Origin of the sequence: Caulobacter sp. BE254, assembly GCF_031457295.1 — a bacterium.
Classification (GTDB): Bacteria; Pseudomonadota; Alphaproteobacteria; order Caulobacterales; family Caulobacteraceae; genus Caulobacter.
Genome location: NZ_JAVDWJ010000024.1, coordinates 1 through 21,580 on the forward strand (window position 1 = coordinate 1; position 21,580 = coordinate 21,580).

The 21,580-nt window shown below is 68.6% G+C and carries 21 protein-coding genes; 3 read left to right on the top strand and 18 right to left on the bottom strand.

The window, feature by feature from the left end:
* Positions 1-332: 332 nt before the first annotated feature.
* The 12 genes from J2X41_RS24640 to pyrE form a co-directional block, all read right to left on the bottom strand.
* Entirely contained in the window at positions 333-668 is a 336-nt protein-coding gene (locus J2X41_RS24640) for a UrcA family protein (RefSeq protein WP_310087127.1), read from the bottom strand.
* Between the two features lie 130 nt (positions 669-798).
* Positions 799-2,163 (bottom strand): serine hydrolase domain-containing protein, encoded by a 1,365-nt coding sequence (locus J2X41_RS24645; protein WP_310087129.1) that lies wholly within the window; start codon positions 2,161-2,163, stop codon positions 799-801.
* A gap of 126 nt (positions 2,164-2,289) precedes the next feature.
* Positions 2,290-4,566, bottom strand: coding sequence for a DNA topoisomerase IV subunit A (gene parC / locus J2X41_RS24650; RefSeq protein ID WP_310087131.1), 2,277 nt, complete (start codon positions 4,564-4,566; stop codon positions 2,290-2,292).
* A 169-nt stretch (positions 4,567-4,735) separates the two neighbouring features.
* The gene (gene recO, locus J2X41_RS24655; protein WP_310087133.1) at positions 4,736-5,467 is read right to left on the bottom strand and encodes a DNA repair protein RecO; all 732 of its coding nucleotides are present in this window, start codon (positions 5,465-5,467) and stop codon (positions 4,736-4,738) included.
* The gene (locus tag J2X41_RS24660; protein ID WP_310087135.1) at positions 5,468-6,343 is read right to left on the bottom strand and encodes an arylamine N-acetyltransferase; all 876 of its coding nucleotides are present in this window, start codon (positions 6,341-6,343) and stop codon (positions 5,468-5,470) included.
* A 222-nt stretch (positions 6,344-6,565) separates the two neighbouring features.
* The gene (gene era, locus J2X41_RS24665; protein WP_310087137.1) at positions 6,566-7,525 is read right to left on the bottom strand and encodes a GTPase Era; all 960 of its coding nucleotides are present in this window, start codon (positions 7,523-7,525) and stop codon (positions 6,566-6,568) included.
* A gap of 169 nt (positions 7,526-7,694) precedes the next feature.
* A complete protein-coding gene (gene rnc, locus J2X41_RS24670) occupies positions 7,695-8,399 on the bottom strand; it encodes a ribonuclease III (protein ID WP_310087139.1) in 705 nt (234 codons plus the stop codon).
* A gap of 10 nt (positions 8,400-8,409) precedes the next feature.
* Complete coding sequence (lepB, locus tag J2X41_RS24675) at positions 8,410-9,258, bottom strand: signal peptidase I (RefSeq protein WP_310087141.1); 849 nt, start codon at positions 9,256-9,258, stop codon at positions 8,410-8,412.
* A gap of 170 nt (positions 9,259-9,428) precedes the next feature.
* Positions 9,429-9,569, bottom strand: coding sequence for a hypothetical protein (locus J2X41_RS24680; RefSeq protein ID WP_310087144.1), 141 nt, complete (start codon positions 9,567-9,569; stop codon positions 9,429-9,431).
* Between the two features lie 559 nt (positions 9,570-10,128).
* Positions 10,129-10,530 carry a holo-ACP synthase gene (gene acpS, locus J2X41_RS24685; RefSeq protein ID WP_310087146.1) on the bottom strand — a complete coding sequence of 134 codons (402 nt, stop codon included), beginning with the start codon at positions 10,528-10,530 and terminating at the stop codon, positions 10,129-10,131.
* Positions 10,527-11,282: a pyridoxine 5'-phosphate synthase gene (locus J2X41_RS24690; protein ID WP_310087148.1), complete on the bottom strand. Its 756-nt coding sequence runs from the start codon at positions 11,280-11,282 to the stop codon at positions 10,527-10,529. Before J2X41_RS24690 ends, acpS begins: the two co-directional genes overlap by 4 nt.
* A 5-nt stretch (positions 11,283-11,287) precedes the next feature.
* On the bottom strand, positions 11,288-11,872 hold the full coding sequence (gene pyrE, locus J2X41_RS24695) for an orotate phosphoribosyltransferase (RefSeq protein WP_056759729.1): 585 nt from the start codon (positions 11,870-11,872) through the stop codon (positions 11,288-11,290).
* A 262-nt stretch (positions 11,873-12,134) separates the two neighbouring features.
* On the opposite strand from pyrE, the gene J2X41_RS24700 reads away from it, so the two are divergent.
* From J2X41_RS24700 to kdsA, 3 genes are read left to right on the top strand one after another with little or no spacing between them, the layout of a single operon-like run.
* Entirely contained in the window at positions 12,135-12,377 is a 243-nt protein-coding gene (locus J2X41_RS24700) for a hypothetical protein (RefSeq protein ID WP_310087150.1), read from the top strand.
* A complete protein-coding gene (locus J2X41_RS24705) occupies positions 12,338-12,751 on the top strand; it encodes an NUDIX domain-containing protein (protein ID WP_310087152.1) in 414 nt (137 codons plus the stop codon). The genes J2X41_RS24700 and J2X41_RS24705 overlap by 40 nt, the downstream gene beginning before the upstream one ends.
* Positions 12,752-12,790: 39 nt before the next feature.
* Positions 12,791-13,642 (top strand): 3-deoxy-8-phosphooctulonate synthase, encoded by an 852-nt coding sequence (kdsA, locus tag J2X41_RS24710; RefSeq protein ID WP_310087155.1) that lies wholly within the window; start codon positions 12,791-12,793, stop codon positions 13,640-13,642.
* 159 nt (positions 13,643-13,801) lie between these two features.
* Here the strand turns inward: kdsA and J2X41_RS24715 are convergent, their stop codons facing one another.
* The 6 genes from J2X41_RS24715 to J2X41_RS24740 all read right to left on the bottom strand — a co-directional run bounded on the left by J2X41_RS24715 (position 13,802) and on the right by J2X41_RS24740 (position 21,458).
* The gene (locus J2X41_RS24715) at positions 13,802-16,033 is read right to left on the bottom strand and encodes a bifunctional (p)ppGpp synthetase/guanosine-3',5'-bis(diphosphate) 3'-pyrophosphohydrolase (protein ID WP_310087157.1); all 2,232 of its coding nucleotides are present in this window, start codon (positions 16,031-16,033) and stop codon (positions 13,802-13,804) included.
* A 113-nt stretch (positions 16,034-16,146) separates the two neighbouring features.
* Entirely contained in the window at positions 16,147-16,506 is a 360-nt protein-coding gene (gene rpoZ, locus J2X41_RS24720) for a DNA-directed RNA polymerase subunit omega (protein ID WP_007671240.1), read from the bottom strand.
* A 286-nt stretch (positions 16,507-16,792) separates the two neighbouring features.
* Positions 16,793-17,959 (bottom strand): alpha/beta hydrolase-fold protein, encoded by a 1,167-nt coding sequence (locus J2X41_RS24725; RefSeq protein WP_310087159.1) that lies wholly within the window; start codon positions 17,957-17,959, stop codon positions 16,793-16,795.
* Between the two features lie 186 nt (positions 17,960-18,145).
* The gene (locus tag J2X41_RS24730) at positions 18,146-18,652 is read right to left on the bottom strand and encodes a cupin domain-containing protein (RefSeq protein ID WP_310087190.1); all 507 of its coding nucleotides are present in this window, start codon (positions 18,650-18,652) and stop codon (positions 18,146-18,148) included.
* A 93-nt stretch (positions 18,653-18,745) separates the two neighbouring features.
* On the bottom strand, positions 18,746-19,345 hold the full coding sequence (locus J2X41_RS24735) for a YdeI/OmpD-associated family protein (RefSeq protein ID WP_310087161.1): 600 nt from the start codon (positions 19,343-19,345) through the stop codon (positions 18,746-18,748).
* Positions 19,346-19,376: 31 nt separating this feature from the next.
* Entirely contained in the window at positions 19,377-21,458 is a 2,082-nt protein-coding gene (locus tag J2X41_RS24740; RefSeq protein ID WP_310087163.1) for a M13 family metallopeptidase, read from the bottom strand.
* Between the last annotated feature and the right edge of the window lie 122 nt (positions 21,459-21,580).

Below are 21,580 nucleotides of genomic sequence, written 5' to 3' on the forward strand. Positions count from 1 at the left end.
CGATCCACGGCCTCTGGGTGAGTGCATGTCCCCAACGCCACCCACGGCGTCATGAGACCTCAACACCAAACTCAGCGGGTCCGTTGGGGACACGCGCTCACAACCAGCGCCCTGCAAACCGGCCGGTGTCTTGCCGTGAGTGCGCGTCCCCGGCCGCGGCGAGCGGGATCCTCGGCGCCCCCGACTTCATCGACAACTCGGCGGGAGCCTCGTGGCGTCTCCCCTTGGGGGTGGGGACATGCGACGCCGTGAGCGTTTTGAGGGATAGAACGGCCGGGCCATGTGGCGCGCCCGACGCTCCCGCCACCTCCCCGGAGGGAGGATCTGATAGGTCAGCCGCCGATCGCGCGCAGGGCTCTGGCCTGCTTGCGCGTCAGCTTGGACTGGACCTCGTCGCGGATGTCGATACGGCAGGCCTTCGCCGACCAGCGGTCCAGGCGCTCGGCCCGGACTCGGGCGTCGCAGACCGTTTCGCCGGCGGTCTCGATGCGGGCCTTGAGCCTGTGGGCGTCGTCGGGACGGGAAAGGTCCAGGTCGCCGACCGGGATCGTGGCCAGCACCGGCGGCTTGGCCGGCGCGGCCTGGGCCGCCTGGGTCAGGCCCAGCACGGGCAGGGCCGCCAGGCCCAGCACCGCGATCGTCGAAAGCCTGGCGATGAAACGGCCCATGTCGGCCTCCCCTGTCCTGGCGACGCCGTCCGCGTCGCCTTCGAGAGGTAGATTGGCCAAACTTCTCCACGAAGACCCGTTACGTCTGCTTCATGACGTCGTATTCACGAAGTGAAGGACTTGTAATCCTTCAGCGCGACGAAGAGTTCAGCCGGGCTTCCTTGACCGGCGGTCTTTCCAAAGCCTGGTAGACCACCGTGCGGGTGGTGGCGTCCAGGCCCGAGCCCACGCCGCCCAGGCGCTGGATCATGCCGATGAAGAACAGGTCGTTGGCCGGGTCGATCCAGAACCAGGTGCCGGCGCTGCCGCCCCAGCTGATCGTGCCGGGCCCGACCGGCGCGCCCGACAGGTGGGGATCGACCGCCACGGCCACGTCCAGGCCGTAGCCCATGCCCGCGCTGAACGGGAACGGCTTCTGGTCCGGCCGCAGCACGCCCGTCGTGCCGTTGGTGGTGACCTGGAAGCTGGGCGGCAGGTGGTTGGACCGCATCAGCGCCACGCTCTCGGGCTGCAGCACGCGGACGCCGTCCAGCTCGCCGCCGTTCAGGATCATCTGGGCGAAGCGCGCGAAGTCGCCGGCGGTGGACAACAGCCCCCCGCCCCCGGACGGCGCGGCCGGCGGCCTGGAGACGTCGCGCCACGGTCCCTCGCTGGCCGGGATCAGCTTGCCGGTGGCCGGATCGCCGTCATACAGCGCGGCCAGGCGCGGCAGCTTCTCGGCCGGAGCCCAGAAGGCGGTGTCCTTCATCTTCAGGGGACGGAAGATCCGCTCTTCCATGAACACCGGCAGGGTCTGGCCCGTCAGGCGCTCGACGATCAGCCCCTGCAGGTCGGCGGCGACGCTGTAGCGCCACATCACCCCCGGCTGGGCGTACATCGGCAGCATGGCCACCTTGCGCACCAGGTGGTCCAGGCTGTCGGACTGCAGCACCCCGGCCCGGTAATAGGCCTGGTCGGCCAGGCTGGCCGGATCGTCGGCCAGGCCGTAGGCGAAGCCGGCCGTATGGGTCATCAGCTCGCGCATGGTCGGCGGGCGGCTGACGGGGGTCAGGATCGGCCGTCCCTGGGCGTCGAGGCCCGAGGCCACCCGCAGGTCGGCCAGCTCCGGCAGGTATTCGGTGATCGGGTCGTCCAGCTTCCAACGGCCCTCCTGGTAGAGGATCAGCATCGCCACCCCGGTGACCGCCTTGGTCTCGGAGCGGATGCGGAAGATGGCGTCGGCGGGCATGGCCTCGCCGGTCTCCAGGCTGCGCTTGCCGAAGGTCTTCAGCGACACGACCCGGCCGTGGCGGCCCAGCACGGTGACGCCGCCGGCGATCTGGCCCTGGTCGACCAGGGTCTGCATCGTCTCGTCCAGCCTGCGCAGCCGCTCGGCCGAGAACCCGGCGGCTTCGGGCTTGGCCATGGGCAAGGGCGCGGCGCCCGCCGTACCAGCCGCCGCCAGCCCCAGCAGGCCGGCCAGGGCGCTGGCGGTGCGCCTGAACATCCCGGTCATCACATCAACCCCCGTCATCCCGGACGAAGCAAAGCGCAGATCCGGGACCGACGGAAGCACGACGCTTCGGGTCGGTCTCGGATCGGCGCGCCATGCGCCTGTCCGGGATGACAGAGATTGGCGACATCACTTGGGCCGGAACCGCTTGGACGTCGGGAAGCCCTTGGGCGACAGCTTGCCGGCGCCGGCCCGGCGGCCGATCCAGTCCTTCCACTCGGTCCAGTCGCGGCGACGGCCGGCCGTGTCGATCCAGAAGGCGCCACCCTCGGTGGTGAACGAGATCGCGTCGCGCAATCCGCCTTCACGGTAGGACTGCAGCTTGACGCCCTTGCCGCGCGGCATCTCCGGCAGCTCCTCCAGCGGGAAGATCAGGATCTTGCCATTGTCGCCGATCACCGCGATCTGGTCGCCCGTCGCCTCCAGGCAGAAGGCGGCGCCGGCCGAGTCGACCGTCAGCACCTGCTTGCCGGCCTTGCGGTTGGCCAGGGCCTCTTCTTCCGGCATCAGGAACCCGTAGCCCTGTTTCGAGGCCAGGAAGCGTTTGCGCCCGGCCTTGAACGGGAACATGTCGATGATCTTCACCTTGTCGTCGAGCTCGATCATCATCCGCACGGGCTCGCCATGGCCGCGCGCCGACGGCAGGTTGGCGCAGCTGATCGTGAAGAACCGGCCGTCCGACGTGAACAGCAGCAGCTTGTCAGTGGTCTCGGCCGGGGCCAGGAAGCCCAGCTTGTCGCCTTCCTTGAACTTCAGCTCCGACGGGTCGTCGATCTTGCCCTTGGCGGCGCGAATCCAGCCGCGGTCCGACAGGATGACGGTGATCGGCTCGCGCACGATCATCGCCTCCAGGGCGGCGTCGGCGTCGACCACCGGCGCGTCCTCGAAGATCGAGCGGCCGATCACTCCGGTGGGGCGCGGCTTGTCGTGCGGATGCTTGATCTTGACCAGGGTGGCGCGCACCTGGCGCAGGCCCGTGCCGACCAGGTCCCACTGCTTCCTGTCGCTGGCCAGCATGCCCAGGATGCCGTCGCGCTCCTCCACCAGTTCGGCGTGCTCGCGGCGGATCTCCATCTCTTCCAGCTTGGCCAGCTGGCGCAGGCGGGTGTTGAGGATGGCGTCGGCCTGGATGTCCGACAGGGCGAAGGCTGCCATCAGCTTCTGCTTGGGCTCGTCCTCGTAGCGGACGATGCGGATCACCTCGTCCAGATTGAGGTAGGCGATCAGCAGGCCGTCCAGGATGTGCAGGCGGGCTTCGATCTTGGCCAGGCGGTGGCGGGCCCGGCGGGTCAGCACGTCGCGGCGGTGGGCCAGGAAGGCGATCAGGGCCTGCTTGATGCCCATCACGCCCGGCGTGCCCTTGGCGTCCAGCACGTTGATGTTGACCGGGAACCGGCTTTCCAGCGCCGAGAGCTTGAACAGGCTCTCCATCAGCACTTCGGGCTCGACGTTCTTGGACTTTGGCTCCAGCACCAGCCGGATGTCCTCGGCGCTCTCGTCGCGCACGTCGCCCAGCAGGGCGGCCTTCTTGCTGTCGATCAGGTCGGCCAGCTGCTCGACCAGGTCGGACTTCTTGACCTGGTAAGGGATCTCGGTGACCACGATCTGGTACGTGCCGCGGCCGGTGTCTTCCTTTTCCCAACGGGCGCGGGTGCGTACGCCGCCGCGACCGGTCTCGTAGGTCTCCAGCAGGCTCTCGCGGGACTCGACGATCACGCCGCCGGTCGGGAAGTCCGGCCCCGGCACGCGCTCCAGGATCTCGGCGGTGGTCGCCTCGGGCTTGCCCAGCAGCAGCAGGCAGGCGTCGATCAGCTCGGCCGGATTGTGCGGCGGGATCGAGGTGGCCATCCCCACGGCGATGCCAGACGAGCCGTTGGCCAGCAGGTTGGGGAAGCCCGACGGCAGGACCACCGGCTCCTCGTCCTGGCCGTCGTAGGACGGCTTGAAGTCGACCGCGTCCTCGTCGATGCCGTCCAGCAGCAGCATGGCCGCGGCGGTCATCTTGCACTCGGTGTAGCGCATGGCGGCGGGGTTATCGCCGTCGATGTTGCCGAAATTGCCCTGGCCGTCGACCAGCGGCACCCGCTGGGCGAAGTCCTGGGCCAGGCGGACCAGGGCGTCGTAGATCGACTGGTCGCCGTGCGGGTGGAAGTTACCCATCACCTCGCCGACCACCTTGGCGCACTTGCGCGCGGCGCCTTCGGGGTTGAGGCGCATGTTGTTCATGGCGTGCAGCACGCGACGGTGCACGGGCTTGAGGCCATCGCGCACGTCGGGCAGGGCCCGCGAGCCGATCGTCGACAGCGCATAGGCCAGGTAGCGCTTGGACAGCGCCTCGCTCAGCGGTTCGTCGAGAATGCGATCGCCGTCGCCGGGACCGCCAGGGGGGAGGACTGGTTTGTTCATCTGGGAGATTCGTTACGCGTGAAAGGCACAGTAGCAGATGTCCGGGGCTCAAATCCTCCCCCTGTGGGGGAGGTGTCGGCGCAGCCGACGGAGGGGGGAGTTGGCTGATGCGGGACCACTCCCCCCACCGGCCTTCGGCCGCCTCCCCCACACGGGGAGGTTTCAGTCCTCACAACCGCCCCGCCTCGCCCAGCCGGTCCAGCAGCCACACCCGGGCCGGGGGCAGCGGCTTGTTCAGCGGGTGGAACACGAACTGCTCGAGGAAGTGGCCGGTGATGTCGAGCCCGGCCTTGACGTCGCCGTCGACCAGTCCGCCCTGGGCCGACAGCATGAACGGCGGCAGGGGCAGCAGCTTGTCGTGATAGGGCGCGCCAGCCGCGCGGCTGACCGCCCGGCCGGTGCGCGGGCTGACATAGACCAGGTCGTCCAGCGCGCCGGTGGCGGCGCATCGGGACAGGTCCAGGCCAAAGCCCAGGTCCTGCAGCAGTCCGGCCTCGAACCGCACATAGACCGCCGGCCAGATCGCCGGGATGGCCAGGGCGGCGATCAGCGCCTCCAGGGCGTGGAAGGCCCCGGGATGGGCCTCGCGCTCGGGCAGGGCCCCGGCGGCGACCGCGGCGGCGGCCGACAGGCCCGACAGGGCCAGCGGCTCGTCGAACAGCGACGAAGGCCCCTCGCCCATCGGCTCCAGGCTGGCCGCGCCCAGTTGGTCGCCGGTCCGGGCGCGGTAGCGGGCGATGACCTTGGCCCCCGCCTGCAGGAACGGCTTCATGCGCCGCGAGGCCGCGCCCGAGACGTGGGCGGCGAACTTGCCCCGGTCCTGGGTCAACAGCTCGACGATCGCCCCGGTCTCGCCGTGGACCCGCGCCGACAGCACGAAGGCTTCGTCTTCCCACTCCATCTAGGCTTGGGTTCCCCAGCCCACGATCGTCTCGATCAGCGGCCGCCATTCGGGCTCGACCGGCAGGCGCAGCACCTCGCGCAGGGTCGCTTCCAACTCGTCGGCCGACAGGTCGCGCTGCTCGACCAGGGCGCCGCCGGCGTCGCGGTGGGTCAGGCGGTTGTTCTTCAGGGCGTAGCGGGCGGTCGGCGTGGTGCGGCCGGCCGTCAGGCTGAAGGTGAAGTGCGAGCTGGGATGGGCGTAGGTGTAGAAGTTGGCCTGCTCGTAGTCCTGGTCGGCCCAGGCGCCGAGCGCCACCTGGTAGGTCGCCGCCCAGCGGCCCGAGAGGTTGGCCTGGACCTGCCGCTCGCCGCCCAACTCGTCGACCGGCAGGATGCGGAAATCGCCGTTGGGCGTGGCCTGGACCGCGTCGGAGAACAGCGCCAGCGGCCCGGTCAGAACGCAGCCGCCGAAGCCGACGTCAGCCAGCCAGACGGTGTCGTCGTCCGGAACCCGCACGGCCAGCACCATGTGCGAGCGCGGGCGCGGCGGCAGGTGGTCGGGGACCATCCACAGCACCCGCGCCATCAGCCCGGTGACCTCGAAGCCCAGGGCCGTCAGCACCCGCTTGAACAGGCCGTTCTGCTCGTAGCAATAGCCCCCTCGCCCGGCCGCGATCAGCTTGGCGTCGACCTCGGCCGGATCCAGGCTGATCGCCTTGCCCATCAGCACGTCGAGGTTCTCGAAGACGATGGCGTCGGGGTGCTTCTGGTGCAGGGCGCGCAGCACGTCCAGCGTCGGCTCGCGCGGGCCGTCATAGCCGATGCGAGCGAAATAGGCGTCCAGGTCGACGCTGGGCGAGGCCGCCTGGGCGGGCGCGATGTCGAGCTTGCTCACGGCGCGATATTCCCTGTCTGTTCTGGTTTCAAGGACAGGGTGCGGGCGGCGAAGTCAAGAGGTGTCGGCCCGTCAAATGGGTTGTCGTCCCGGCCGTAGCGAAGCGGAGAGCCGGGATCCAGGGCGGCTGCACCGCGCTGGCCCAGTCCCCTGGGTCCCGGACAGCCTCTGCGAGGCTTCCGGGATGACAACGGAGATTTGCGGACGAAGGCTCCGCGGTCCTTAAACGTCGAAATCCAGGCCCATGTCGTTGAACAGACCGCGCTCCTCGGCCCAGTTCTCCTTGACCTTCACGTGCAGGAACAGGTGGATCTTGCGGTCGAGGATGTCTTCCAGTTCCTCGCGCGAGGACTTGCCGATCCATTTGATCACCTCGCCGCCCTTGCCCAGCACGATGGCCCGCTGGCCGTCGCGCTCGACATAGATGGTCTGCTCGATGCGGGCGCTGCCGTCCGGGCGTTCCTCGAAGGCGGTGGTCTCGACCGACGCGGCGTAGGGCAGCTCCTCGTGGACGCGCAGATAGATCTTCTCGCGGGTGATCTCGGCGGCCAGCAGGCGGGCCGGCAGGTCGGCGGTCTGGTCTTCCGGATAGAGCCAGGGCCCCTCCGGCATCAGCGAGGCCAGCTTGGCCAGCAGGTCGTCGACCCCCGCCCCGGTGCCGGCGCTGATCATGAAGACTTCCGAATAGACGCCGGTCTCGTAGAGGTCGTGGGCGACGGCCAGCAAGGTCTCGCGCTTGACGCCGTCGATCTTGTTCAGCGCCAGGATCACCTGGCGGTTGGCGGCCTTCAGGCCCTCGATGATGGTCTGGACGTCCTGCACCGAGCGGTGCTCGCCCGGGGTGGCGCGACGCTCGCGGGCGGCCAGCTCGGCCTGGACGTCGACCAGGTGGACGACCACCTCGCTGTCCTCGGCCCCGCTCCAGGCCGAGCGGACCATGGCCCGGTCCAGGCGCCGGCGCGGGGTGAAGATGCCGGGGGTGTCGACCAGGACGATCTGGGTGTCGCCGGTCATGGCCACGCCGCGCACGGGGAAGCGGGTGGTCTGGACCTTCTGGGTGACGATCGAGACCTTGGCCCCGACCATGCGGTTGACCAGGGTGGACTTGCCGGCGTTCGGAGCGCCGATGATGGCGGCGAAGCCGGCGCGGGTGGTTTGGTTTGGGGAGGTGGTTTCAGTCATTGCGGGTGCGTGTAGCACCGATGCGCCGAAAAAGCCCCTCCCCCTGTGGGGGAGGCGATCACGAAGTGATCGGTGGGGGGATTGGTAGGCGGGCGGCGGTACTTCGGATCGATCGGACCACTCCCCCCCTCCGTCGGCTTCGCCGACACCTCCCCCACAGGGGGAGGATCTAGGCCCCCGACGCCCCTTCCCGCTCCAGCAGCGCCTTGGCCGCTGCCTTCTCGGCCTCCTGGCGCGAGCGGCCCTCGGCATGGACCGGGTCGAGGCCGGCGACCGTCACCTGCACCGTGAACACCGGCGCGTGGTCCGGGCCCTTGCGGTCCTTGACGGCGTAGGTCGGCAGCGGCTTGCCCTTGCCCTGGGCCCATTCCTGCAGCGCGGTCTTGGGGTCGCGGGGCTTGCCCTGGTTGGCGCGCTCGAACTCGTCGGCCCACAGGTCCAGGAACACGCGCCGGGCGGTTTCCAGTCCGCTGTCGCGGTACAGGGCCGCCATCAAGGCCTCGGCGGCGCCGGCCAGGATCGAGTCGGTCTCGCGGCCGCCGATCTTGCTGGAGGAAGCCGACAGGCGCAGGGCCGGGCCGACATTGGCGGCGCGGGACACCCGGGCGCAGGTCTCGCGGCTGACCAGGGCGTTCAGGCGCGGGGCCAGCTCGCCTTCCTTGGCCTTGGGAAAGCGCTCGGCCAGGGCCTCGGCGGCCAGCAGGCCCAGCACGCGGTCGCCGATGAACTCCAGCACCTCGTTGTCGCCGGCCTTCTTGGCCCCGTCGCCCACGCTGGCGTGGGTCAGGGCCAGCTCCAGCAGCTGGCGATCCTGGAACGTATGGCCGATCCGGCGCTCCAGCTCGCCGACGGCGACGGCGCGCCTATCTGTCATTTCTTGGCCGTCATTTCAGGACGCGGAAGAAGCGGCTCGGCCGGGCCTCGGTGAACCAGGTCCACGGCTTGAACAGATGAGCGTCGGCGTTCCAGGACAGCAGGATCAGCTGAGCGCGGCCCACCAAGTTCTCGGCCGGCACGAAGCCGACGCCTTCCTGCATGCCGATGTACTGGTCGTTGGCGTAGTCCCACTTGCACGTGCCGGGACCGGTCTTGAAGGCCGAGACGCCGGGGTCGAAGCGGCTGTCCAGCGAGTTGTCGCGGTTGTCGCCCATGAAGAAGTAGCAGCCCTGCGGCACCACATAGACGCCGGTGTTGTCGGCGTCGCTGTCGGGGCCGTAGTCCTGGGTGGCGTATTTGCGGCCTTCGGGATTGGTCTCCTCGAAGCGGCCGGCCCGGACCGTGCCGTAGCCGGTGTCGACCAGGGCCGAGGGCAGTTCCTTGCGTGGCAAGGGCTTGCCGTTGATGTAGACCACGCCGCCGCGCACCTGGACCTTGTCGCCGGGCAAGCCGATCAGGCGCTTGATGTAGTCGACATTGGGGTCGCGCGGCAGCTTGAAGACGATGATGTCGCCGCGGGTGGGCGCCTTTCCCAGGATGCGGCCGTCGAACAGCGGCGGGCTGAACGGGATCGAGTGCTTGGACCAGCCGTAGCTGTACTTGGACACGATGATGTAGTCGCCCTGGTAGAGGTTGGGCTCCATCGACGCCGAGGGAATCGTGAACGGCTGGAACAGCAGCACCCGCAACACCAGGGCGATGCCCAGGGCGTAGGCGACCGTCTTGACGATCTCGATGAACTCCTTGACCGCCCCGGCCTTGTCGTCGGGCGTTTCGGTGTCGGCGGCTTCGGTCATGCGCTGCGGGGCTCTCGACGGAATGGACGGCGGGCGAACCCGACGCGCCTAGCTAGACGGGGTTTACGACGGGGGCAAGCGCAGCGCCCGTTAACTCGCCTTCATGGCTTGCGCGGCGCGACGTCGCGCCCCGACCGGCGCGTGGCCCAGCTTGATCCTGGAGTCCGGGGTCAAAATGTGGCGAGGATCGCCAGCAGCACCAGGGCGAAGAAGCCCCAGCCGACCACCAGCCAAGCCAGCGGCCGCTCCTGCCAGGGCTTCGGCTGGCGACCGCGCCCCGCCCTGATCTCGGCATCGCTCCAGATGGCCATGTGCTTTCCCCGTCCCAGAACGGCGCCGTAGGCGGCGTCTGGGGATGCGGGATGCAAGGCAGGGGCCGCGCTTCTTGGTCCTCCCCCTGTGGGCAGGGCTATTGCATATGGATTTGCCCTATCGAGAGCGCGTATTGGATCGACGCAAGCTCTTCCAAAAGGCGAACAAAACGAATCCAAACGGGCTTGCGAGCCAACCTTCTGGCTTCGGCTGGATGCACGGCTCAAGCCGTCCACCCTTCGTTCTTCCATATGCGATAGCCCTGCCCCTGTGGGGGAGGCGGCCGAAGGCCGGTGGGGGGATGCTGCCGAGGGACGAACACTCCCCCCCTCGTCGGCTGCGCCGACACCTCCCCCACAGGGCAGGGCTATCGCATATGGATTCATCCTATCGAGAGCCCGCGTTGGATCGAGGCAAGCTCTACCAAAAGGCGAACAAAACGAATCCAAACAGACTCACGAGCCTGCCTTTTTGGTCTCGATTGGACGCACGGCTCAGGCCGTCCACCTTTCGTTCTTCATATGCGATAGCCCTGCCCCACAGGGGGAGGACCTAGGCTCAGGTCGCCGGCACCGCCTCGATGATCACGAAGGCCTGGGCGTAGGGATGGTCGTCGGTCAGCGACAGGTGGACCACCGCCGTCATGCCCTCGGGAACCATCGAGGCCAGTTGGGCGGCCGCGCCGCCGGTCAGGGCCATGGTCGGCTTGCCGGACGGCAGGTTGACCACGCCCATGCCCGCCAGGTGCACGCCGCGCTTCAGGCCGGTGCCCAGGGCCTTGGAGCAGGCCTCCTTGGCGGCGAAGCGCTTGGCGTAGCTGGAAGCGCGGTCGGGCTTGCGCTCGGACCGCTTGCGCTCGATCTCGGTGAAGACCTTGTGGGTGAACCGGTCGCCGAAGCGCTCGAGGGACTTCTCGATCCGGCGGATGTCGCACAGGTCCGAGCCGATCCCGATGATCACGCCGCGACCTCCAGGCGGGCCGCGTCCATCAGGGCCCGCATCCGCTGCATGGCCTGAGGCAGGCCCACGAAGATCGCCTCGCCGATCAGGAAGTGGCCGATGTTGAGCTCGGCGATCTGCGGGATGGCGGCGATCGGCTTGACGGTGGCGTAGTCGATGCCGTGACCGGCATGGACCTCCAGGCCCAGGCTGGCGGCCAGCTCGGCCCCGGCCTTCAGCCGTTGCAGGATGGCGGCGGCGCGGTCGGCCTGGCCCTCTCGGGCGGCGTCGCAATAGGCGCCGGTATGCAGTTCCACGACCTGGGCTCCGGCCTCGGCCGAGGCGCGGATCTGGGCGGGGTCGGCCTCGATGAACAGCGAAACCCGCGCCCCGACGGTCCGCAGGCGGGCGACAGCCTCGACGACCCGGACCTTGCCGCGCACCACGTCCAGGCCGCCTTCGGTGGTGACCTCCTCGCGGCGTTCTGGCACCAGGCAGGCGGCGTGCGGTCGGGCCTGCAGGGCGATGCCGACCATCTCGTCGGTGACCGCCATCTCGAAGTTCAGCGGCTTGCCCCGCTTCAGGCACAGGTCGGTCAGCAGGACGATGTCGGCGTCGCTGATATGGCGCCGATCCTCGCGCAGGTGGGCGGTGATGCCGTCGGCGCCGGCCGCCAGGGCCAGTTCGGCGGCCCGCACCGGCTCGGGATAGCTGGCCCCGCGTGCGTTGCGGATCGTGGCCACGTGGTCGATGTTGACGCCGAGCCGCAGCATGCCGGTCAGCCCTTCAGGCGCCGGCTGCCCGGATCCTCGATCGGCACGGCCGCCAGCTCCGGCGGCAGGGCGTCGGCCGGATAGGCCGGGACCTCCAGGCTGCACAACGACACCAGCGGCACGCCGACATCGACCTTGCCGCCCGAGCGATCGACGATGCAGGCTGCGGCGATCACGTCGCCGCCGGCCGCCTGGATCGCGGCGATGCACTCGCGCGACGACAGGCCGGTGGTGACGATGTCCTCGACCATCACCACCTTCTGGCCCGGCTCCAGGTGGAAGCCGCGGCGGAACTTGAAGGCCCCGCCCTCGCGCTCGACATAGATCGAGGCGACGTTCAGCCAGCGGGCGGTCTCGTAGCCCGGGATGATGCCGCCCACGGCCGGCGACACGGCGACGTCCGGCTGGCCCACCGTGGCCACGATCTTCTCGGCCAGGGCCTTGCACAGGCGCGCGCAGCGCTCGGGCCGCATGAACACCAGGTTCTTCTGCAGGAAGACGGGGCTGTGCAGGCCGGAGGACAGCACGAAGTGACCTTCGCGCAGGGCGCCGGCGGCGCGGAATTCGTCGAGGACGTCATCGTTGGTCATGAGAGGGGGATATAGGCGGAGCGGCGCGAGTCTACAAACCGCGTAACGGCGAACTCGCCCCTGAGGGGAACAACGGCGCAGCTCAGCCGCTATGGTCGGGTCCCCGCGTGCGTAAGGCGGACACGAGTCGCCCCAGGTTCCGCATGTTGCCGCCCTGTGAGTCGCGACGACGACCGCCGGCGTAAGGCGTGCGTGGAAAACTCCCGACGACCAGCCGATCCGCGACCGCGGAAACGATGAGCAACCTGGAAGGTGGCTCCCCATGACCAATCACGTGATCGAGACCTCGGCCAATCTGTCGAAGAAGGCCGACGACCTGGACCTGCTGGCTCTGCGCGCCAGCAAGCCCGGCCATGCCGCCATCTACCGCCGCGTCGCCGAGGTGAACCGCGTGGCGGCGACCTTCGCCAAGATCACCGAGACCCTGGACTGGCGCGACGCGCTGACCGGTGTAGGGAAGGAGCCATGTCCGACGATTCTTTCCCCCCTCCCCGCCCCCGCGTAGGCTGCGGCGCGGCGATCCTCGACGCCCAGGGCCGGATCCTGCTGGTCCAGCGCCGCCGCCCGCCCGAGGCCGGCTGCTGGGGCCAGCCGGGCGGCAAGCTGGACTGGGGCGAGAACGGCCGCGCCTGCGCCGAGCGCGAGATCCTCGAGGAACTGGGGATCACCATCGTCGCCGGCCCGGTGCTGTGCGTCACCGACATGATCGCGCAGGACAGCCACTGGGTGGCGGTGACCTACCGCGCCGACGGCTGCGTGGGCGAGCCGGCGATCCAGGAACCCGAGGCCCTGGCCGACTGGGGCTGGTACGCCCTGGACGCCCTGCCCTCGCCCCTGACCGCCGCGACCCTCGACGCGGTCGCCGCGCTTAAGGCATAAGCTCGCGCCAACCGCTCGACCCAACCAGGAAGACCCGCCATGTCCGTCGTCACCCTCAAGCGCTGGAACCTCTCGATGGGCGCGGGCCAGCCGCTGGCGGTGATCGCTGGCCTGAACGTGCTGGAGAACGTCGAGCTGGCCCTGGAGGTCGGGCGCGAGCTGAAGGCGATCACCGCCGAGCTGGGCCTGCCCTATGTGTTCAAGGCCAGCTTCGACAAGGCCAACCGCTCGTCGATCACCAGCTATCGCGGCCCGGGCCTGAAGGACGGCCTGGCCATGCTGGCCGAGATCAAGGCCAAGCTGGACGTGCCGATCGCCACCGACATCCACGAGGTCGACCAGGCCGAGCCGGTGGCCGCCGTCGCCGATCTGGTGCAGATCCCCGCCTTCCTGTGCCGCCAGACTGACCTGATCGTCGCGGCCGCGCGGGCCACGGCGGCGGCCGGCGGCTGGCTGCACGTCAAGAAAGCCCAGTTCATCGCCCCCTGGGACTGCAAGAACATCGTCCACAAGGCCCGCGAAGCCGCCCCGGACCTGCAGATCGTGCTGTGCGAGCGCGGCGCCTCGTTCGGCTACAACAACCTGGTGGTCGACATGCTGGGCATCGCTCAGATGCAGAGCCTGGGCGTGCCGGTGACCATCGACGCCACCCATTCCGTCCAGCTGCCCGGCGCCGACCCGCGCACCGCCGGCGGCTCGACCGGCGGTCGCCGCGAGGGCGTGCCGATCATCGCCAAGGCTGCCGTGGCGGCCGGCGCGGACGGGGTGTTCCTGGAGTTCCACCCCGAGCCCGACAAGGCCCTGTGCGACGGCCCCAGTTGCCTGCCGCTGAGCGACGCGGCGGGTCTGCTGCGGACCTTGAAGGCGCTGCACGGGGTGGTGCGGGGTTAATCTCGGCCGTCATTCCGGGCCTTGTGCCCGGAACCCCTTTGTCCGCCGCAGGTGCGGAGGGGTGGCGCGCCAGCGCGCCAAGGCGTTTCACCGTCGGCTGAACGAGGGGTTCCGGGCACAAGGCCCGGAATGACGGGACTATAGGAAGGCTCTCGCGCCCTACCCCCGCGTCCGGTCCACCGTCTCCACCGTCGGGCACGTCCGCAGCGCCGCCGAGATGTTGGTCAGGTGCTTGGCGTCGCGGACCTCGACGTCGATGTCGACGTCGAAGAAGTCGCTCTGCCGGTGGTGCATGCGCAGGTTGACGATGTTGCCGCCGGCCTCGCCGATGATCGTGCAGACCTGGCCCAGCACCCCCGGCGCATTGCCGATGGTGGCGTGCAGCCGGGCCAGGGACACCGTCTCGCGCTCGGCCTCGGCCGTCCAGTTCAGGTCGCGCCAGAGATCCTCGCGGTCCTCGTACTCGGCCAGTTTCGGGCAGTCGATGGTGTGGACGTCGAGGCCCTCTCCGTCCTCGCGCAGGATGCCGACGATGCGGTCGCCCGGCACCGGGCTGCAGCAATGGGCGAAATGCAAGGAAACGCCGGGGGTCAGGCCGCCGCCGCGCACATAGAGCCGCGCGGCCGTGCCGCCCTCGATCTTGCGCCGGGCCGTGGCCACGGCGACGTCGGTGTCCTTCATGCCCGGGAAGGCCGTCTCCAGCACCTGGCTGGGCGAGACGCGACCGCGGCCGACGGCGTCGAACAGGGCCTCCTCGGTGTCGAGGGCGTAGCGTTCGAGGATCGGCCGCAGCGACACGTCCTTCAGCTTCTTGCCGGCCCGCTCGAACACCTGCTCCACCGAGGCCCGGCCCAGGCGCAGGAACTCTTCCTTCTCGGTCTGGCGGATATGCCGCCGGATGGCGGATCTTGCCCGGCCGGTCACCGTCAGCGAGCGCCAGTCCGGCGGCACCACGGGCTTGGAGCCGCGCACCACCTCGACCACGTCGCCGTTGTTGAGCAGGGTGCGCAGCGGCTTGAGCTCGCCGTTGATCTTCACCCCGATGCAGGTGTCGCCGACGCTGGTGTGGACCGCATAGGCGAAGTCCAGCGGCATGGCGCCCCGCGGCAGGCTGACCAGCTTGCCCTTGGGCGTGAACACGAACACCTGGTCGAGGAACATCTCCAGCTTGGCGTGCTCGACCAGCTCCTCGGCGTCGCCGCCGTGCTCCAGCACCTGGACCAGCTGGCGCAGGTTGGCCAGGGGATCGCGGCCGCCCGCCGCCTCCATGCCTTCCAGGTCGAGGCCGTAGGAGGCGTCCTTGTAGCGGAAGTGGGCGGCCACGCCCTCCTCGTTGACCCGGTCCATGGCCTCGGTGCGGATCTGCATCTCGATGCGCATGCCGCGCGGCCCCACCACCGTGGTGTGCAGCGAGCGGTAGTTGTTGCGCTTGGGGGTCGAGATGAAGTCCTTGAAGCGGTCGGGCACGCTGGACCAGGCGCGATGCACCACGCCCAGGGCCCGGTAGCAGTCCTCCTCGCTGTCGACGATCACCCGGAAGGCGTAGATGTCGGACATCTGGGAGAAGCCGATCGACTTGCGCTGCAGCTTGCGCCAGATCGAATAGGGCGACTTCTCGCGGCCGAACACCCGGGCCGGCAGGCCCGACGATTCCAGGCGGGCGGCGATCTCCTGGCTGACCAGGGCCACGGCCCCGCCCTGCTCGGCGCGCAGGGTGTCCAGCCGGCGGATGATCGCGTTGCGGGCCACCGGGTTGGTGTGCTCGAAGGACAGCTCCTCCAGCTCGGTGCAGATGCGGTGGCAGCCGATGTTGCGGGCCAGGGGCGCGTAGATGTCGCGCGTCTCGCGGGCGATGCGCTCGCGCTTGGCCTGGCTCTTGATGAAATGCAGCGTCCGCATGTTGTGCAGACGGTCGGCCAGCTTGACCAACAGGACGCGGACGTCCTTGGAGATGGCCAGGATGAACTTGCGCAGGTTCTCGGCCTGGCGGGCGTGCTCGGCCTGGAGCTCCAGCTTCGACAGCTTGGTGACGCCCTCGACCAGCTCGCCGATCTCGTCGCCGAACAGCTTGGCGATCTCTTCCTTGGTGACCGGGGTGTCCTCGATCACGTCGTGCAGCAGGGCCGTGACGATGGTGGCGGTGTCCAGCCGGTATTCGGTCAGGATGCCGGCCACCTCGATCGGATGGGCGTAGTAGGGGTCGCCGCTGGCCCGCGTCTGGCTGCCGTGCATGCGCATGGCGTAGACATAGGCGCGGTTCAGCAGGGCTTCGTCCGCCGTCGGATCGTAGGCGTGGACGCGCTCGATCAGCTCGTACTGGCGGAGGAATTTCTGGCGGGGCTTGCCTGAGGGAAGAGGCGGGGCCGGCGCGGGATCGTTGGCCGGAACCACAGACGAAGACGCGCCCGATTCCCCTCCAGGCGATGGAGGAGCGTCGGGCGCGCGTTCGGAAGGAGCGGCGGCGGGCGCCGCTTCGAGAATGAGAGGGTCTGCGCCGTCGGGGCTCAGTACCGCTCCTCCTGACCGCCGTCGCGGTCGCTCTGCAGGGCGCGGACCAGTTCCAGTTCGCTCATCTGCATGTGGGTGGGATCGGCCAGCAGGGCGAGGGTTTCGGCCTCTTCCTCGGCTTCGGTGTGCTCGTCCACGCGCTGCAGCGTGGTGATCAGCTGTTCCTTCAGGCCCTCGTGGTCGACCACGTCGTCGGCGATCTCGCGCAGAGCGACGACGGGGTTCTTGTCGTTGTCGCGATCGACGAGCAGCGAGGCGCCGGCCGAGATGCCGCGCGCCCGGTGGGCGGACAGCAGGACCAGAGCGAAGCGGTTGGGAACCTTCTCGACGCAATCTTCGACGGTGACGCGGGCCATGAATTCCTCGGGCTATGAGCCTTGGTTATCGCAAAATAGGGTCTCGAGCGGCGTTACACAACGCCGCATCGGCAGAGTCCCGGCTTTCGCGAGGGGGCGCTTATGCCGGGTTTGGCCGGAGAAGTCCAGCGGGACGGCGCCGGGCGTCAGCTTACGGTGGCGCTGGGCGTTTTGAGGCGTCGCTTCGGGTGAGGACCCGGGCCCCCGTTGCGGTCCTTTGAAGTGTCCGGATTTCAGAACACCTGCAAGTGGCGCCCCTCTGCGACGACGGACTCGATCCGATTTTTCATGGCGTTATTGCCCACCAGAAAAGCGCGTTCCAGGTTGAGATGCTGTGTCCTCCCACCACGTAGTGCTCGTCCAGGGAGGCGCCCGTTGCGGCCACTTTACGAGCGTCCGCCTCGAAGATCTTGGGGGAGCGCTCCAAGGTTCCGCCGCCGAACTTGACCTTCAGGCCCTTTGCCGGCGCGGCGCGGCTGGGCGGTTGCCAAGTTCCGTTCGAGAACGCCAACGCGCTGCCGAATAGGTCGCTGCGATCGAGCGCGACCGACAGAGCCCAAGCGCCGCCGTTCGACCAACCGCCGACGGAGCGCGCGGTTCGCGGGACCGGCGTCGACTCGACGAAAGGGATGACTTCTTCGGTTACGAAGCGCTCGAACGCGTCGAAGTCAGGATTGTCACCAGCGTCGGCTAGAAGTTCACCGGTGCGCTTGCCGCCGAACTGGTCGTCTTTGCTCGGGTTGGCGATGCCGACTATCACCATTAGATCCAAAGCCTTTAGATCCTTCGGAGATGGACTATTGTTCAGGAAGATCGAGAACTGAGCGCCGTCGGCTAGGTAGATCACCTTACAGCCCACAAGGCTGTGCTCACACAAGCGGCCTCGATACTCGTAAATATCGCGACTTTCCTTGAGGTAGTGGCTATTGATTGTGCGTCGTTGGGGAACGAGCCCGCCGTCCTGGTAGCGCACCAGTACATGGGTGGCGTCTGGACCTTGAAAGGCGCGCTTCGGCGCGGGGCTGTTGGCTAGGTTGCCGAGCGTCAACTCCAGGATGGCGGCGCTCAGTTTCGGCGCCTCGATCGAGATGCCCCATACATTCGGCGCGACGGGCTGCAGAAAGGTTTGCAGGTCGCAACACAGATACGGGGCGTCGCCAAAGACGAAGTCGGGTTCGGCTTCGGATGCCCTGAAGGTGATGTCGATCGTCTGACCGTACAGTTCGTAGTTCAGCGCCTGGTCGGGCGCGCTGTGTACGACGGCCTCGGCGCGCGTGACCGTAAGGGAGCGTTGGCAGGCTTCCGAAACAGGGGCCGCCGTGCAGGCCGGAAGGATGCGAAATCTGGGTGCGCTTCCTGCTGCCTTCCCCTCCTCCGCGTGCGCCGTACCGAAGGCGAGGCCGATGGCGGCGCCCAGGAGAAGCCTCGCGGAGCCGGCCAAGATGTCGATCATATCACCCCCCAAGAAGTCTTGAACTGCCTATAGGAGCTTGGGGCATGGTTGAAGGCCGCCTTGTTGGGCCGCGATGTTCGCCCATCACCCATGACGGCCGTTCATGGGGTCCGTTTTCGGCGCTAGGAAATTCTAGCGACGTCCGAGCCCCCCAAAACGGGACGCCAAGCCGCTCCCCCGGATCGGTCATTTCGCGCCGGGCAATTTGATCCCCAGGAGCACCAGCCGGTCGCCGGTGATCCCGAACCAATGAGGTACGCCCGCGGGGATCAGGATGACGTCGCCGGGACCGAGCGGCCGTGTCGCGCCGCCCTCGATCCGGCTTCCCTCGACCAGGTTGGCGTTGGTGGCCTTTGAATCGACCATGGCCCCGCCCGAAACGAGCGTGCCGGAGCCTTCCAGCACGATCGCGTATTCCGCTTCGGCGGGGTGAACGGCGGGGCGGCCCGGCTTCCTCCATATTTCGATCGCCGCCACGGTCGCGCCGTCGCGGACCAAGGGTCGCCACATGAACCCTTGATCGGGTTTCATCTCGGCGAGCATCTGGCGGATCTGCGCTTGGACATCCGCGCCGCTCGCGAAACCGGACGGGCCCGCCGCCTCAGCGCGGCTCGCCTGCGCGGTAGCAGTGGCGACGCCCGACGAGACGGCGAGGAGGAGTGAAGTCGCGCAGATCGCGAAGGCCCTGGCCATTGTCTTCACCGCAGCTCTCCCAGGTCGTGATTCCATAAACGCGAATGACCGCTTCCGCCCGACTCGGACCTCGCCGCGATCGGCTCGCTAATCCTACCGCGGCTTCTGCGGATAGATCGTTTCGCCGCGCTCCAACATCGCGACGAAGGTCTCGATCTTCTTCTTGCGCCCCGCTTCCGTCTTCATGTTGTGGACGCGAAAGGCCAGGGAAAAGCGGTTCTGTTCGGTGAGCTTGCCCAGCATCGCCTTGGCCTGTGGACTGGCGTCGATCGCGGCCTGCAGGTCATCGGGGATCTTCAGGCCCTTGCCGCTGCCGTAGGCGCGGTCCCAGCGCCCGTCGGCCTTGGCCGCCTCCACCTGGCGCAGGCCGTGCGGCGTCATCCGCCCCTCGGCGATCAGGCGCGCGACGTTGTCGACATTGATCTGGCTCCAGACGCTCTTCTTGCCGCGCGGCGTGTAGCGCTGCAGGAAGCTCTTGTCGTCGAAGCCCTTGCGCACCGCGTCGATCCAGCCCCAGCACAGCGCCACGTCGATCGCCTGCTTGGGGGTGATCGAGGGCAGGCCCGAGCCGACCTTGTGGATCTTGATCCAGACCTCGCTCTGCTTGTCGTGGTGACGCGAGAGCCAGTCGTGGAAGGCGTCGGCATCGACGAATTCGCGGACGTGGTCGGGGTTGACCTCGATGGCGGCCATTCAGACTTCCCCCCGCACGACCCGATCGCGCCTACCAGACCTTCACCCGCTGATCGGGCGGCAGGTACAGCGCGTCGCCCGGCTTGATCCCGAAGGCGTCGTACCAGGCGTCGAGGTTGCGCACGGTCAAGGCGCGGTACTGAGCCGGAGCGTGGCCGTCGGTGATCAGCGCCTGGCGCAGCGAAGCGGGCCGCGAATAGGTCAGCCAGCTCTGGGCATAGGCCAGGAAGAACCGCTGGTCGCCGGTCAGGCCGTCGATCACCGGGGCCGGCTTGCCGCCCAGCGAGGCGTGGTAGGCGTCGAGCGCCGCCGACAGACCGGCGACGTCGGCGATGTTCTCGCTGAGGGTCTGCTTGCCGTTCACGGCCAGGTCGGGAAACGGCCTGTAGCCGTCGAACTGCAGGGCCAGGGCCGCGCCGGCCTTCTGGAAGTGGTCGAAGTCGGTGGGCGTCCACCAGTTGCGCAGGCGCCCCTGGCTGTCGAACTGCGCGCCCTGGTCGTCGAAGCTGTGGCTGATCTCATGGCCGATGGTGGCCCCGATCGCGCCGTAGTTGGCGGCGGCGTCGTAGCTGGAATCGAAGTTGGGAGCCTGCAGGATGGCGGCCGGGAAGTTCAGGCCGTTCAGCATCGGCAGGTTCACGGCGTTGACGGTCTGGGGGGTCATCACCCACTCGCCGCGATCCACCGGCTTGCCCAGCTTGGCCTTGGCCGTCGCGTAGTCGAAGGCCTCCGAGCGCTGGATGTTGCCCAGGGCGTCGCCGCGCACGATCGTCAGGCCCGAATAGTCGCGCCATTTGTCGGGATAGCCGACGCCGACCTTCAGCACCTCGACCTTGCGATGGGCCTCGGCCTTGGTCTCGGGCGCCATCCAATCCAGGCTGTCGATGCGCTTTTCGAAGGCGGCCTTCATGGTGTCGACCATGGCCGAGACCTCAGCCTTGGACTGGGCCGGGAAATACTTGTCGACATAGAGCTGGCCGACCGCCTCGCCCAGCACGGCGTTGGTCGAGTTGACGCCCCGCTTCCAGCGGACCGCCAGTTGCGGCGTGCCCTGCAGGGCCGCGCCGTAGAAGGCGAAACGCTCGTCGACGAAGGCCTTGGGCAGCAGGTTGCTGTAGTGGTCCAGCAGGTGGAAGGTCAGGTAGTCCTTCCAGGTCTCCAGGCTCTCCGTCTCGACGACCTTGCCCAGGCCCACCACCATGGTCGGGTGCCAGACGATGAAGCGCGGCTGGTCGGCCAGGCCCGCGGCCGTGAAGAAGGTCTTCCAGTCCAGGCCCGGGGCCTTGGTCGCGAAGTCGGCCTGGGTCCAGCTGTTGTTGGCCTTCTGGACGTCGGCGCTGTCGGCGCGACTGCCCGAGGCCTGGGCGATCCGGGTTTCCAGGGCCATGATCCGGGCCGCCTTGGCCTTGGCCTCGGCGTCGGCGACGCCCCCCAGGGTCAGGATCTTGGCGACATGGGCCACATACTTGGCGCGCGCCTCCCGCATCGCGGCGTCGTCGCCGACATAGTATTGCCGGTCGGGCATCCCCAGGCCGCCCTGCAGCAGGAACGGCGCGTACTGGCTGGCGTCGTCGAAGGCCGGCGAGACCCACAGGCCCAGCACGTTGTCGGTGTAGAAGTCCGTGGAATTGAGGGCGTCGACGTCGGCGCGGACATTGCCGCCCAGCACGGCGGCCAGGGCCTTCCTGTCCTTGATCGCGGCGATGCGGGCCAGGTCGGCCTTCAGCGGCGTGATCCCCTTGGCCTCGATCACCGCCTCGTCCATGTAGCTGGCGTAGTAGTCGCCGACCTTCTGGCCGTCGCCCGCGCCGCCGGCCCCCATGCCCTTGTTTTGGGCCGCGGCCTGGATCAGGTCGACGGTCCGCTTGGCGGCTTCCTCGACCATCACCGCGCTCTTGCCGTAGCTGCTGCGGTCGGCCGGGATCGGGTGGGCCTTGATCCATTCGCCGTTGGCGTAGGTCCAGAAGTCGCTGCCCGGCGCGACCGACTTGTCGAAGCTGGTCTGGTCGACGCCGCTCTTGTCACCGGCCCAGGCGGCCGAGGTGAAGGCGGAAACGGCGGACAGCAGCGCGCAGGCGGCGACGCGGGCGAGCAGCGAACGGGTGAAGGACATGCGAGAGTTTCCCCAAGGCGCGCGCCGGGCGAGGCGGCCGCGCTCAGCGCGAAGTTTGGGGCGGACTATTGGGCCGAGGCCGGCGGGCCGCGAATTAAAGTTTGGCAATGTTGGCGGGCGAC